Origin of the sequence: Vreelandella nigrificans (genome assembly GCF_002374315.1) — a bacterium.
Taxonomy (GTDB): Bacteria; Pseudomonadota; Gammaproteobacteria; order Pseudomonadales; family Halomonadaceae; genus Vreelandella; species Vreelandella nigrificans.
Window position 1 is genome coordinate 325,849 of sequence record NZ_NWUX01000002.1, and the last position, 14,058, is coordinate 339,906.

Annotated in this window: 12 protein-coding genes; 6 read left to right on the forward strand and 6 right to left on the reverse strand. The window is 52.8% G+C overall.

The features are described from left to right. Together CPA45_RS04690 and CPA45_RS04695 are read left to right on the forward strand one after the other, a co-directional pair. Positions 1-939 carry a PHP domain-containing protein gene (locus CPA45_RS04690; RefSeq protein WP_422822007.1) on the forward strand — a complete coding sequence of 313 codons (939 nt, stop codon included), beginning with the start codon at positions 1-3 and terminating at the stop codon, positions 937-939. Positions 940-1,053: 114 nt separating this feature from the next. Next, positions 1,054-1,677, forward strand: a complete 624-nt coding sequence (locus tag CPA45_RS04695; protein ID WP_096650457.1) for an L-threonylcarbamoyladenylate synthase — start codon at positions 1,054-1,056, stop codon at positions 1,675-1,677. Between the two features lie 24 nt (positions 1,678-1,701). Here the strand turns inward: CPA45_RS04695 and CPA45_RS04700 are convergent, their stop codons facing one another. Beyond that, positions 1,702-2,580 (reverse strand): ion transporter, encoded by an 879-nt coding sequence (locus CPA45_RS04700; RefSeq protein WP_096650458.1) that lies wholly within the window; start codon positions 2,578-2,580, stop codon positions 1,702-1,704. A gap of 29 nt (positions 2,581-2,609) precedes the next feature. Then, positions 2,610-3,509, reverse strand: a complete 900-nt coding sequence (locus CPA45_RS04705) for a CYTH domain-containing protein (RefSeq protein WP_096650459.1) — start codon at positions 3,507-3,509, stop codon at positions 2,610-2,612. A gap of 135 nt (positions 3,510-3,644) precedes the next feature. Here CPA45_RS04705 and CPA45_RS04710 point away from each other — a divergent pair, with 135 nt between their 5' ends. From CPA45_RS04710 to CPA45_RS04725, 4 genes are all read left to right on the forward strand, one after another. Beyond that, positions 3,645-4,325, forward strand: coding sequence for a TIGR00153 family protein (locus tag CPA45_RS04710; RefSeq protein ID WP_078088526.1), 681 nt, complete (start codon positions 3,645-3,647; stop codon positions 4,323-4,325). Positions 4,326-4,334: 9 nt separating this feature from the next. After that, positions 4,335-5,600, forward strand: a complete 1,266-nt coding sequence (locus CPA45_RS04715; RefSeq protein WP_096650460.1) for an inorganic phosphate transporter — start codon at positions 4,335-4,337, stop codon at positions 5,598-5,600. A 197-nt stretch (positions 5,601-5,797) separates the two neighbouring features. Continuing rightward, a complete protein-coding gene (argA, locus tag CPA45_RS04720; RefSeq protein ID WP_096650461.1) occupies positions 5,798-7,111 on the forward strand; it encodes an amino-acid N-acetyltransferase in 1,314 nt (437 codons plus the stop codon). 156 nt (positions 7,112-7,267) lie between these two features. Further along, positions 7,268-9,448 carry an OsmC domain/YcaO domain-containing protein gene (locus CPA45_RS04725; RefSeq protein WP_096650462.1) on the forward strand — a complete coding sequence of 727 codons (2,181 nt, stop codon included), beginning with the start codon at positions 7,268-7,270 and terminating at the stop codon, positions 9,446-9,448. A gap of 110 nt (positions 9,449-9,558) precedes the next feature. Here CPA45_RS04725 and CPA45_RS04730 read toward each other — a convergent pair whose 3' ends face one another. The 4 genes from CPA45_RS04730 to CPA45_RS04745 form a co-directional block, all read right to left on the reverse strand. Beyond that, the gene (locus tag CPA45_RS04730; protein WP_096650463.1) at positions 9,559-10,791 is read right to left on the reverse strand and encodes a DUF3422 domain-containing protein; all 1,233 of its coding nucleotides are present in this window, start codon (positions 10,789-10,791) and stop codon (positions 9,559-9,561) included. Positions 10,792-10,856: 65 nt separating this feature from the next. Then, complete coding sequence (locus CPA45_RS04735; protein WP_096650464.1) at positions 10,857-12,086, reverse strand: nucleoside recognition domain-containing protein; 1,230 nt, start codon at positions 12,084-12,086, stop codon at positions 10,857-10,859. Positions 12,087-12,316: 230 nt separating this feature from the next. Beyond that, positions 12,317-13,249: a LysO family transporter gene (locus CPA45_RS04740; RefSeq protein WP_096650465.1), complete on the reverse strand. Its 933-nt coding sequence runs from the start codon at positions 13,247-13,249 to the stop codon at positions 12,317-12,319. Beyond that, positions 13,250-13,978, reverse strand: coding sequence for a hypothetical protein (locus CPA45_RS04745; protein WP_244287526.1), 729 nt, complete (start codon positions 13,976-13,978; stop codon positions 13,250-13,252). Positions 13,979-14,058: the final 80 nt, after the last annotated feature.

Below are 14,058 nucleotides of genomic sequence, written 5' to 3' on the forward strand. Positions count from 1 at the left end.
ATGCTTATGCCCCTACTTCCTGCAAACTCTCTCCCCCATGCCTTTGATGCCGACCAGCGATACCCGGTGGATTTACACATGCATTCCACGGCATCCGACGGTGCGCTGACGCCCAGCGAACTGGTTACGCTCTGTGCTGAGCGTGGGCTTCGCTATATGGCGCTGACCGATCACGACACCATGGATGGCATAGCCGAGGCAGCCGAAGCTGCTCAGCATGCTGGGCTTTGCTTAGTGCCAGGCTGTGAGTTATCCACGCGTTGGCAGGGGATTAATATTCATGTGGTAGCGCTAATGCCAGGCGGGCTGCAAGGCCCTATGGTGGAGGGGCTTGAGCAGCAGCGGATAGCACGGATACAGCGAGCAGAGCTCATTGCTGAGCGGCTAGAGAAGGCTGGGCTTTCCAACGCGCTGGAAAAGGCCCGGCTACAGGCTGGCAGCGAGCGTCCGCTGGGGCGTCCGGATTTTGCCCGTGCCTTGGTAGCCGATGGCATGGTGGCTGATTGGGCTAGCGCGTTTAAGCGTTACCTGGGCAGTGGTAAAAAAGGTGATGTAAAAGCCCTCTGGCCAGAAATTAGTGAAGCAGTGAAGTGGGTAGTGGCTTCAGGTGGTGTGGCGGTGCTGGCACACCCACTGCGACATGGGTTAACCAGGCGCAAGCGTGGCCTGCTAATGGATACCTTCCAGGCTGCAGGCGGGCAAGGCGTTGAGCTGGTTAGTGGCCAGCAAAACCCTGACAGCACCCGTGATTTAGCTCGTCAGCTGGTTGAGCGTGATTTATACGCCTCTATGGGCAGTGATTTTCACTTTCCTGGTAGCCATGCTGCCCCAGGAAGCATGAGCTTGATACCACGCACCGCTGCGCTGCCGATTTGGCAGCACCCACGCCTTGCTCACCTGAGGGATGCCCCTAGTGGCATGCTAGCACTAGGGTGTTAAGCCAGCGAATCAGCTAAGCTGATACTGGTATAGTTAAAGATACCGATACAGTTAAAGATACCGATACAGTTAAAAAGTACCGAGCGAACATATGCCTACAGGCAGGAGTAAGCGATGAGCCAATATTTTCAGATTCATCCGGAAAACCCGCAAAAGCGCTTAATTGATCAAGCTATCGAGATTATTCGTAAAGGCGGGGTGGTGGCGTACCCAACTGATTCTGGTTATGCATTGGGTTGCCATTTGGGCGAGAAAAAGGCCATTGAGAAAATCAAATGGCTGCGCTCGCTGGATGATAAGCACAACTTTACTTTGGTGTGTTCCGATCTCTCTGAAATTGGCACCTACGCTAAAGTAGATAATGATGTGTTTCGGCTGCTGAAAGCCCACACCCCTGGGCCTTATACCTATATTTTGGATGCAACGTCTGAGGTGCCACGCCTTTTACTGCACCCCAAGCGCCGCTCAATAGGCGTGCGTGTACCAGATCACCGGATTACGCATGCGCTATTGGCAGCCCTGGGTGAGCCGTTAATGAGCGTGACGCTGATCCCTGTAGGCGATGATCTACCCATGAACGACCCGGAGGAGATTCGCGAACGCTTTGGTGCTCATTTAGATGCCATTATTGATGGTGGTGCCTGCCATTTAGACCCCACCAGCGTTATTGATTTGCGTGACTTGCCGCCGAAAATCATTCGTGAAGGGCGGGGGGATATTACGCCGTTCAGTAGCTAGTTTTCAGGTGTGGCCTAAATTTTCCTAGCTCTGGCTTTTATCTTTTTTGTGCTGGCGCGGGTCCTCACTCTCTTCATCCAGCCAAGTGCCGCAGCGCAGGCAGTAGCGGGCACGTTTTTCGTGGCGGTCATGACCACAGCCTGGGCATGCTTCTTCAGAGTAGCGATCCTCACGAATCGAGCGGATCACCTGGGCGGAAAATACCCCAGTAGGCACCGCAATAATGGAGTAACCCAGCAGCATTAGCACCATGGTGATAGCCTTACCGAGCGAGGTGGCGGGTACAATATCGCCATAGCCCACTGTCGTCATGCTCACAATCGCCCAGTACATCGACATAGGAATGCTGGTAAAGCCTGACTCTGGTGATTCAATGGTGTACATCAGCGCCGCAAACAGCATTACTACCATTAAGACGCTACTGAAAAATAATAAGATTTGGCGGAGGCTGCGCTTAAGTGCGTCGAGCAGTAGGCGCCCTTCACCAATGAACTCCATTAACCTTAGAATACGAAAGATGCGTAGCACGCGAAGAATGCGAACCATCACTAGCCCGTGAGCCCCTGGTACTAGCAGCACTAGCCAAGTCGGAATAATCGCGATCAAATCGACAATGCCGTAGAAGCTTTTAAGGTAAATGGTGGGGCGCTCTAAGCAATAAATACGCACCGCTAGCTCAACGCTGAACAGCAGCGTAAATGCCCACTCGACATAGAAGAAATACTGCCCGTAACGTTCGGAGTAAGCTTCCACACTATCTAGCAAAATCACCGCTACGCTCATCAGAATGGCGATAATCAAAGCGATATCAAACGCCTTGGCACCTGGGGTGTCAGATTCAAAAATAATATGAAATAGTCGTGTGCGAATTCCTTCCGCACCTGGCGCTAAATGAAAGCTCATCGTGTCATCCTGGGTGGGCTTAACGCTTATTAGCGTAGCGGGGTTTGAGCAGCCAAGCGATTCGCTAGCGTTAACGCAGTATGACCGTAGGCGGTACTTGGCTGCCCATCAGCATTAAGCGCTTTGTTCAACTGCTGCGCCAAGCTGTTGAGGCCAACGTCAAGGCTGGGATGGGTTGCTAGGTTGTTCAAGGCATGCTGAGCCGCTCGCAAGTGCTCGTTTTGACCGCTGTCGTGATGGGCATCTAGTGCCACGGTAGCCCGGTGTAGCCATTGGGCGGGTGTGCTGGCCTCGGGAAGTGCCCACTGTTTTATGGCTAAAGCATTACCGCGGGCTGCTTTGCTGCTGTCAGAAGGGCGTAGCGGAACACTTTCTGCCAGTGTTAACGCCAGTGCCCATAGCGCTTCTGGCTCGCCTGCTTTTAGCTCAAGCTCTATTTCACAAATTGGTGCTCGGGCGCTGCCGCTGGTTATTTCTCCTTCGTCCAGTACTAGCTCAATGTGGCTCCCTTGCCACGTAAGCTGCCAGCTATGCCGAGTAAAATCAGTACGCAGGGTAGGGGCGAGCTGGCCCAGATAGACTGCTAGCTTGCCTTGGAAGGGGGGAAGCTGTTGAAGGGCTTTTTGATCCAGCTGTTGGCTGGTAAGTTGCCACTCCCACTCCTGTCGGCTGGATAAACCACCCCCGCCATGGCCTGCAGTTTTAACGGTCTGAAGTATCCGGTCATCAATTTGACGCAGGCGGACGGCGATCTTTGATTTAGCCAAATCGCCGGAGGGTGTGTCGAAGTAGGTATTGACTAAATACTGCTTCAGCGGCGCAGTGCCTGCTAGCATTGGGTGGGTAAGTAGTGTTTTGGTGTGTGCGGAAGGTAGCGCTAGCTTAAGCTCAACCTCGTTGACTGCTAAATTAATGTTTGAGTTTTTCATGACATTAGCCACCTTGGTAGTGTGACGTTTTAGTGAATTTTTGATGACATTGTGAACTTTTCATGACGGCGGCGGGCGCACTCTTTATACTGGCGCCGCCATTTCCAGGCTCCCCGAAAACAGGCTAAAGGCTATATGGTTACCTCCAACCCTTTTTCCGCGATGTTTGGCCGCTCGCCATTCCAGCCGCTGCTGGCCCACATCGTCAAGGCCAATGAATGTGCCGATCAACTGTTGCCGTTCTTTGAAGCAACGCTTGTTGGTGATTGGGACACCGCCGCTACGATACGCGAGAACGTGACGCGGTTAGAGCACGACGCCGACATGCTTAAAACTGAGCTGCGGCTAAACTTGCCCAATACGATGTTCCTACCTGTATCGCGCTCTGACCTGCTCGATTTGATCAGTGTGCAGGATAAGATCGCTAATAAGGTGCGTGACATTACCGGTATTATGCTGGGCCGTAAAATGTGTGTGCCTGATGAGCTAGCAGTGCCAATGCGTGAGTACATGGTCACTAGCGTGGCCTGTGTGGCTCAAGCACGCCAAGCACTCGAAGAGCTTAAAGATCTACTTGAGTCAGGGTTTGGGCGCAATGTTTCTGATGTGATGCAGAATATGATTCGTGAGTTGCACACTCTTGAGCACCAAGCGGATGATCAGCAAATCGCTATTCGGCGTCGGCTGTTTGAGCTGGAAAGTCAGTTACCGCCGGTGGATGTGATCTTTCTCTACAAGATCATTGACTGGGTTGGCGAGTTGTCCGATCGCGCCGAACGTGTGGGCAGCCGCCTACAGATTTTGACCGCACGCTAAGGGGATCTCATGCTGATTATTGCCCAGCACGGTGAAATTTTTATCATCCTGGCCTGCTTGTTTGGCTTCTTTATGGCTTGGGGCGTGGGTGCCAACGATGTAGCCAACGCCATGGGGACTTCGGTGGGGTCGAAAGCGATCACCATCAAACAGGCCATCATTATTGCGGTTATTTTTGAGTTTTTAGGTGCCTGGTTAGCAGGTGGGGAAGTAACCGCCACTATTCGTGGCGGCATGCTCGACCCAGTCCTGCTTGAAGCAAATCCACAGCTACTGGTTTACGGCATGCTCTCTGCGTTGCTGGCAGCAGCTATCTGGCTGATGATTGCTTCTGCTCGCGGTTGGCCGGTGTCTACCACACACTCTATTGTGGGCGCTATTGTGGGCTTTGGCGCGGTAGGGTTAGGTGTTGAGGCGGTGGCTTGGAGCCGAGTGGGTACGATTGCTTCCAGTTGGGTTATTTCGCCTCTGTTGGCCGGTACCATCGGTTTTGTGTTGTTTAAGTCGGTACACCACCTTATTTTTGAAAACAAGGACCCATTCGCAGCGGCTAAGCGTTACGTGCCTGGCTATATATTCCTGGTCGGGTTTATCGTTTCCATGGTCACGCTAACCAAAGGTTTGACTCACGTCGGGCTAGATCTCACCTTCGGCCAAAGCTTCTTACTGTCGATTTTGCTGGGTGCCGCCATTATGGGGCTGGGCCTTATACTGCAACGTCGTATTAAGTATGAGAAAAACACCAGCGATCACTTTGGCTACGCCAACGTAGAGCGTGTATTTGGCGTGCTGATGATCTTTACTGCCTGTGCAATGGCGTTTGCTCATGGTTCCAACGATGTCGCTAATGCCGTCGGTCCGTTGGCAGCGGTTATCAGCGTGGTGCGTAGCGATGGTGTCATTGATAGTGCTGCCTTAGTACCCTGGTGGGTACTAGTGCTAGGTGGTGCTGGCATCGTAGTGGGGCTTGTTACTTACGGCCATAAGGTGATTGCAACGGTGGGTACTGGCATTACCGAATTAACCCCCAGCCGTGGCTTTGCGGCAACGTTAGCAGCGGCTACCACTGTTGTACTGGCTTCCGGTACCGGCTTGCCTATTTCCACCACCCATACGCTAGTAGGCGCCATTCTCGGAGTAGGGCTGGCGCGTGGCATGGCAGCACTTAACCTGCGTGTTATCGGCACCATTGTAATGTCGTGGTTGATTACGCTACCTGCTGGTGCGGGCTTGGCCATCCTGTTTTTCTTTATGTTCAAAGGCATGTTTGGCTAACAAGCTGGGCTAATCCCACGGCTACACGTCTTGGTGTTATGCCATTGCTGGCTATGAACGCAGCGGCACCTTCTGTGTATAAGATCTTTGCATACATTCTGTGCTCAAGATCTTTGCAATAGAAGGTGCCGCTGTTTTTTGTGCTCTGTTAATATAAATATGGTTATTTTCTTTCACCTGCTGCCGGAGAGCGGCCCTTGGACACACGTTTCCCCTTTGTTGATTGGTTTCGCAATGCCTCCCCCTATATTAATGCGCACCGGGGGCGAACCTTTGTCATCTTAATTGAAGGCGAAGCCATGGCGTCTGGGCGAGGGGAGCAACTGATTCAGGATCTTGCGCTACTGCATACTTTGGGTGTGCGGCTGGTGGTGGTGTTTGGTATTCGCCCCCAAGTGCACGCAGCACTTACTGCAGCTGGTGTCGAGCCAACACGAGTAGATGGCCGCTGGGTGGCCGACCGTGCGGTGATGGCCCATGTAGAGCAGGTGGCAGCTCACCAGCGGCTCTGGCTGGAAGCACGGCTCTCTTTGGGTTTGCCCAGTACACCGCTACATGGCGTAGAGCTAAGTGTTATTTCTGGCAATTTGGTGACCGCCAAGCCGTTAGGTGTGCGCGAAGGGGTCGATTTTGACCATAGTGGCGAGGTGCGCAGGGTACGAGCCAGCGCTATTGAAGGGTTGCTGGAAAAAGGCTCGTTAGTGCTGTTGCCGCCACTGGGCTTTTCCAGTACCGGCGAGGTGTTCGATTTGGACGCTTCAGAGGTTGCTCAGCATGCTGCTGTAGCGCTGAAAGCCGATAAGCTGATTCTACTGGGTGAGTCTGAAGGTCTCGAAGATGAGCAGGGGCTGCTGCGCCAGCTTTCGCCTGCTGAGGCCGAACCACGCTTGCAGCATGCGGTGCCGGGTAGTGAGCTGGCTCGCCACTTAAATGCCGCTTGTACCGCTGCCCGGGAAGGCGTAGCACGCACGCACCTGCTCTCCTGGCGTAATCACGATGCGCTACTGGGCGAGCTGTTTACCCGGGACGGCGTGGGTACCATGATCACCCAGCACCGCTATGAGCAACTTCGTCCTGCTACGCTTAATGACGTAGCGGGCCTGCTGGAGTTGCTGGAGCCGTTAGAGCGTCGCGGTATGCTGGTGGCTCGCTCCAGGGAGCGGCTTGAACATGAAATTGATGATTATATGGTGATTGAGCGTGACGGTATGGTGATCGGCTGTGCCGCGCTGCATGTTTTCCCTAGTACCACCGTGGGCGAGCTGGCCTGTGTGGCGGTACATGATAACTACCGGGGCGGTGAACGGGGAGAGCGCTTAGTCGAGGCATTAGAGCGCCGTGCCCGCCAGCGTGGCTTAGCGGAAATGTTTGTTCTTACTACTCATACCGCCCACTGGTTTGTGGAGCGGGGCTTTCGCACTGCGAGCCTGGACGATCTGCCGCCGTTAAAACGCGAGGCCTATAACCATGCCCGTAAATCTAAAGTGCTGGTGAAATTGTTAAACGGTTAACACTGACCAAGACGAAGAGGGTGAAAAACTGGATAATGGGCGGCAATTCGCCGATGGCCTGTCTGTTTAAACAGCTCGATTGTTAAAAGACCAAGCATTTCAACAGACCAGGATTTGTAAAAGCCAAGGCAAACTCATTGCTCCGGATGCCCTCTTATGGAAATTAAAGTTAACTATCTCGACAATCTCCGTTTGGAGGCTAAGTTCGATGATTTCACGGTTATCTCCGATCAGCCTATTCGCTACAAAGGCGATGGCTCAGCGCCTGGCCCGTTTGACTACTTTTTGGCCTCGTCGGCCATGTGTGCCGCTTACTTTGTGAAGGTGTACTGTAACGCACGGGATATTCCTACCGATAATATTCGCCTTTCCCAAAACAACATTGTTGACCCGGAAAACCGCTACAAGCAGATTTTCAAAATTCAGGTAGAGTTGCCGGAAGATATCTCCGCGAAAGATCGCGAAGGTATTCTGCGCTCCATTGACCGCTGTACGGTGAAGAAGGTCGTACAAACCGGCCCCGAGTTCCAGATAGAGACAGTCGAGAACATCGATGAAGACGCTCAGGCACTGTTAATGGGCGCGCCAGAAGGCAGTACAACCTATATCCCGGGTAAAGACCTGCCGCTGGAGCAGACCATTGCGAATATGAGTGCAATGCTTGCTGACCTGGGCATGAAAATTGAGATCGCTTCCTGGCGGAATATCGTCCCCCATGTGTGGTCATTGCATATTCGCGACGCTGCCTCACCCATGTGCTTTACCAACGGCAAAGGCGCGACCAAAGAGAGCGCGCTATGTTCTGCGCTGGGCGAGTTTATCGAGCGCTTAAGCTGTAACTTCTTCTATAACGACCAGTTCTTTGGCGAAGAGATTGCGGCGAGCGACTTTGTCCACTACCCCAATGAAAAGTGGTTCCAGCCAGGACCGGGCGATGAGCTACCAGAGGAAATTCTCGACGAGCACTGTCTGGCGATCTACAACCCTGAAGGCGAGCTGTGTGGTTCGCATCTGATTGACACTAACTCCGGCCGCGAAGATAGGGGGATTGTGTCGCTGCCGTTTGTGCGCCAATCCGATGGCGAAACGGTCTACTTCCCATCGAATCTGATCGAAAATCTATTCCTGAGTAACGGCATGAGCGCCGGTAATACCCTGGTAGAAGCTCAGGTGCAGTGCCTTTCGGAAATTTTCGAGCGGGCGGTGAAGCGTGAGATCCTCGAGCAGGAGCTAACCTTGCCAGATGTCCCGCAGGAGGTGTTGGCAAAATACCCGAATATTCTCGAAGGTATTAACGCCTTGGAAGCTCAGGGCTTTCCGGTACTGGTGAAAGATGCCTCCATGGGGGGGCAGTTCCCGGTAATGTGCGTCACGCTGATGAACCCGCGGACAGGCGGTGTGTTTGCCTCTTTTGGCGCCCACCCAAGCTTTGAAATAGCCCTGGAGCGCAGTCTCACCGAACTGCTGCAAGGCCGTAGTTTCGAGGGCTTGAACGACCTGCCACTGCCAACCTTTAACTCGCAAACCGTGTCCGAGCCCAACAACTTTGTTGAGCACTTTATCGACTCCTTTGGTGTGGTGTCCTGGCGATTCTTTAGCGCGAAACCCGATTTTGAGTTCTGCGAATGGGACTTCTCGGGCTCTAATCAGGAAGAGGCTGACACGCTGTTTGGTATTTTCGAAGAGCTGGGAGCTGAAGTGTATATGGCGGTACACGAGGACCTGGGCGCACCCGTCTGCCGTATTTTGGTGCCGGGTTACTCCGAGGTGTATCCGATTGAAGATTTGATCTGGGATAACACCAATAAAGCATTGGATTACCGCGAAGATATACTCAATCTGCATCGTCTTGATGACGCTCAGCTAACTGACTTAGTGGAGCGGTTGGAAGAGAGTCAGATGGACGACCACGCCGATATCATCACGCTGATTGGTATCGAGTTTGATGAGAATACCGTGTGGGGCCAGTTGACTATTCTGGAGCTAAAGCTGCTGGTTTATCTTGCCCTGCAACGCCACGAGGAAGCGTTGGACTGTGTGCAGATGTTCCTGCAGTACAACGACAATACGGTTGAACGTGGCTTGTTCTATCAAGCGGTGAACGCAGTACTGGAAATCGCGCTGGACGACGAATTGGAGCTGGACGATTACCTCCCTAACTTCCAGCGGATGTTCGGCATAGACACCATGACCGCCGTAGTAGGTTCGGTAAAAGGCGAGGTGCGCTTTCACGGCCTAACACCCACCAGTATGCAGCTGGAAGGTCTAGACCGTCACCTACGCCTTATTGATAGCTATAAAAAGCTCCACGCTGCTCGGGCAGCCAAGACGGGCTAATTAAGTGGGTTAACAAAGAATTAGCCAGCCGCTAAACAAAGGGTGCGTAACCTTAGCAAGTACGCACCCTTTTTTATGGAGTGTGCTTACATCATTTTGTTAAGCGGAGGTTAGTGCTGTTTTACCTTCCAAATCCGCCAAGTCAGGACGGCGATAATAAGTGCACCCAGCGGTGCTATTACGGTTGCGGCAACGCTAGGCTCGATATCGAAGCCAAGCGCTTTTAAGCTTTCCAGACCTAGCTTCATCAGGCTGAAAATGTAGTAGCTGATGACAATGATCGAGAGTCCTTCAACGGCCTTCTGAATTTTTAGCTGACTACTGGCTCGGGCGTCTAGACTCTGTAGGATTTTGTAGTTTTGGCCCTCGATTTCGACTTGGGTGCGGGTGCGTAACAAGTCGTTTAACCTTGTGGCGCTGGTGGCCAGGGTTTCCACCCGGCGGTTCATCGCATCGCAGTAACGCACTGCAGGCTCAAAACGACGCAAAATAAACATACCAAGCCGAGGGTAATTACCTAATCGCTCTTCGCGTAGCTCATTAATACGCGCTAATACAATGTTGGCATAGGCGTCGGTAGCGCTAAAGCGTTGACGGGTCTGCACACCACAACGCTCAAGCTTTGCAGACAGCAGTGTCAGGGCGCTGAGCATGGGTTCGGCCGGGGCAGTATGCTGCTCGGCGTGCTGGTGGGAGAGAGCGGACAGTTCGGCTTCATAGTGTTGCAGTTCGCTGCTCAATGCTTTTGCTTCAGGCAGCGCCAGCATAGCCATCATACGATAGGTTTCAATATCGAATAAGCGTCTGACCATCCTACCTAGGCGATAGCTGTCCAAATGCTCATTGACCAGTAACAAGCGGTTTATGTGCTGTTCATCCAGGTTGAAGTCGCTCCATACGGTGGCATCCCCACCACCAACTTTCGAACCTGCAGGCTGGTCTAAGCCGTAGGCCTCAACACTGCCAGCCCAGCGGTTGGCGGTTTCAACGCGTAACACGCTGGCGTTGACTATATGTTCAGCGTAGTCGGCTAATACGGTGTTTAAAAAAGCGGGAGGCGCTGGCCATACTTGCGGGCTTTCACTATTTGCTTGCTTAATCGTCAGCGTAAAAAACTCGGTGTGCCGTTCCCATTTAACAGAACAGTCTTGGCAGCTGACGATCTGTTGTACTTGATCAAGGGTAGCGGTGGTTCCTGTCGCATCGGCGAGACGGATAAGCAGGGCATCAATGTCATCGCCGTTAACCATAAATGCGTAGTGATGAAGACAGGCCGGGCCTTCAAAATAGATAGGGGGTCTTGCATGAAGCTCGTTATGAAGCGCTGCATGTTGGTGATGCATCAGTAGTTACCCAGTATATTGTTATAAAAAAATTTGCTCCGCGACTGATTCGGCCGTTAAAACACTCAGCCAAAAAACCAGTAGCACACCGCTATGGCGGTAATGATACCTGTGGCATCGGCAACCAGGGCGCAGCCCAGGCCGTGGCGAAGTCGGCGAATACCAACCGCACCGAAGTAGACGGCGATAACGTAAAAAGTGGTTTCAGTACTGCCTTGTAAAGTAGCAGCCAGTAGCCCAGCGAAGCTGTCTACCCCGAAGGTATTCATGGTTTCGATCATCATGGCCCGTGCGCCGCTACCGGAAAGCGGTTTTACAAAGGCGGTAGGTAAAGCATCTACAAAGCGGGTATCCCAACCGATGCTTTCTACTAGCCAGCGCACGCCGCTTAAGCCTGCATCCAGCACACCGCTGGCGCGCAGCACCCCAACTGCCACCAGCATTGCAACTAAGTAAGGCAGTAGAGTGACCGTAAAGCTAACACCCTCTTTTGCACCTTCGATAAAGGCGTCATAGACCCTGACGCCGCGCAGCGCACCAACAACTAAAAACATAATCACGATGCTAAAAAGCGTCAGATTGCCCACGAGTGTTGAAGCAGCTGCCAACGCTTGGGCTGACATGCCCGCCAGGGTAGTGATGAGCAGCCCTAAGACCAACGCAGCCGCGACTAAATAGGCGAGTACTACGGGTTGCCAAAGCTTTAAGCGTTGCATTATTGCCACGGCGAGAAGCCCTGCCAAACTGGATGCGCTGGTGGCCAGCAAAATCGGTAAAAACACTAGCGTAGGCTCTACAGCGCCTTGCTGAGCGCGATACATGAAGATCGTGACGGGTAGCAGAGTAAGCGATGAGGTGTTCAGCACCAAAAATAGAATTTGCGCGTTACTGGCAGTTTCCTGGCTGGGGTTCAGGCTTTGCAGTGAGTGCATGGCTTTGATGCCAATGGGCGTGGCCGCGTTATCCAATCCCAGGATATTGGCTGCAAAGTTCATGCTGATCAGGCCCATGGCCGGATGGCCACGGGGCACCTCAGGCATGAGGCGGCAGAATAGCGGGTCAAGTACGCGGCCAAGCAAGCGAATTAGGCCAGCCTTTTCGGCAATGGAAAGAAAGCCTAGCCATAGCGTCATGGTCCCTAATAGCACCAGAATGATATCGACGCTTACCCGCGCCATATCAAACAGCGACTGCACCAGACGAGCAAAAACCTCGCTATCACCACCGACTAACCACTGCCACAGGGACGCCGCAAACGCAGCAATGAAAAAGCTTAACCAAATTCCGTTGAGCATAAAGGGTGAGTATCCTGGGCGGTGAAGCGAGCGATGACGCTAATCCTACCGAATTCAGGACGCTACGACACTAGTCTGGTTAATAAGCAGCCTCGGTGGTACCGTCGCGAATAGCCGTAAAGTAGCTTTCACTGCCGATCTGCCCGCCTTTTAAGGCGACTTCCAAGCCATTAAATGCCGTCTGCTATGGGCGAAGCAGAGCGTGCACGTCTGCTCTATTGCCTGAACGGCTAGCCCGACAGCGAAAGAAAAAACAGAATCAGCGGCGGGGAGAGCAGCGAAAGAATAAACCCACTAACCACGGCGATGGGGACGCAGGCTACGCCGCCATGCTGTTGAATAACGGGCAGGGTGAAGTCCATGGACGTGGCGCCGCCGTAGCCAATCGCAAGTGCGGTGTGGCGATGGATAACTAGCGGTATCAGAACAAACGCCAAAAGCTCGCGGGTTAGGTCATTAAAAAATGCCACGCCGCCCATCAGTGGGCCTAACTGGTCGCCAATCAGAATTGCCGAAAGCGAGTACCAGCCAAAGCCTGAGGCCATGGCTAGGCCTTCGTTCCAGCTAAGTGAGAGCAGCGGGGCGGCCACTAATCCTGCCAATAACGAACTGACGGCTAGGGTTATGGCAATTGCTAACCCCATGCGATTGAGTAAGATCTGCTTTAATGGCATGCCGGAGTTACGCAGTTGGCAGCCAATCAACACTAGCAGTAGATAGAGCACCCACTCTGCTAGCCAGTCAGCCGTGGCGAAGAGGGGTTCCCCCAACGCTGGGCCTAATAGCAAACCGACAATAACGCCGCCTGCCACTACCGCAACGAGCAGTAATGAGCCTTGCATAGCCGCTAGCTTGCTGGTGGGCGCATCTTTTACGATCGGCGAATTACCTGCTTTTAACGGCAAGCGTTGAGACAGCCACCACAGCGCTGCCAAATTAAACAGTGTGGTAATGCTAAACAGCAGCAGGGCGTTGCCGCCCAAGCGTGAAAGTTGGCTGGAAAGGTTTTCAAGCCCCGCCAAGCTAATGCCCATAAACAGTAGGATCAAATAAACCGAGCCGCTAACGGCTCGGTTTATCAGCTGTTGTATCTGTTTGGAGCGTACCGGAACCAAGTAGCCGAGTACTAGCGGTAATAAAACAATTAATAAGCCAGAAAGCATTTAGGGCGTCGTGCCCCCGTCTGGGTTGAAGCTGGTCAATGTCAGCTGTGTTTCACGGCGGCCTTCTTTTTGATATTCCGCAGAAAGGATTAGCCCAGGCCAGTCTGGGTGGAAGTTAATCTGTAAATGGCGATCAGGTTTTTCGGTATCAATTAGCGTCACTCGGTGCGCCTCAAACTGACCTGCAGGTACTCTTATGGTGCCTGGCTCGGTCATATAATATTGAAAATGCTCATCTCGGCCCTTGTGATCGACAAATTCAATCTCACAAGGAGCGCTTGCTGTACAGTTTTCATGCCCTGCCCGGCGTGATAGGTCAAACAGTGCGGTTTGCCGATCAGGCGAACTAAGGTCGGCTTCACTTAGATGATAACTATCACCTATCCCAAACAGCGAGTAGCTGCTGTTGTAAAATAGCGGACGAGTTTCGTTATCATCTAATATAAAGCGGCTGCGCTCCTGGCCTCGTGCCACAGCAACGGAGAAACGCATATCACTTCGCCAATGAAAACCTTCGTTACTGAGTGTATGGGTAATGGTCGCGCTGGGCCAGCCACGAATTTCCAGCCGATATTGAGCTTCGAAAGGCTGAGGAGTTGGCAGGGGGAGGGAAGCGGCCCTGGGCTCGCTATCGGCGGCGACTGAACCGTAAAAGGCCAAGCCGCAAACTATCAAGGCGGTAGTGCCTGTTAGCTTACTTTTGACTGAACGTGACGAAACGTTATGCAAAGGCCCAGCCTCCGTTATCTGTGTTGCCTTAAGAGCCCATGGTGGGCACTTTGTTCCCAATAATTATTAGCATATTGAAG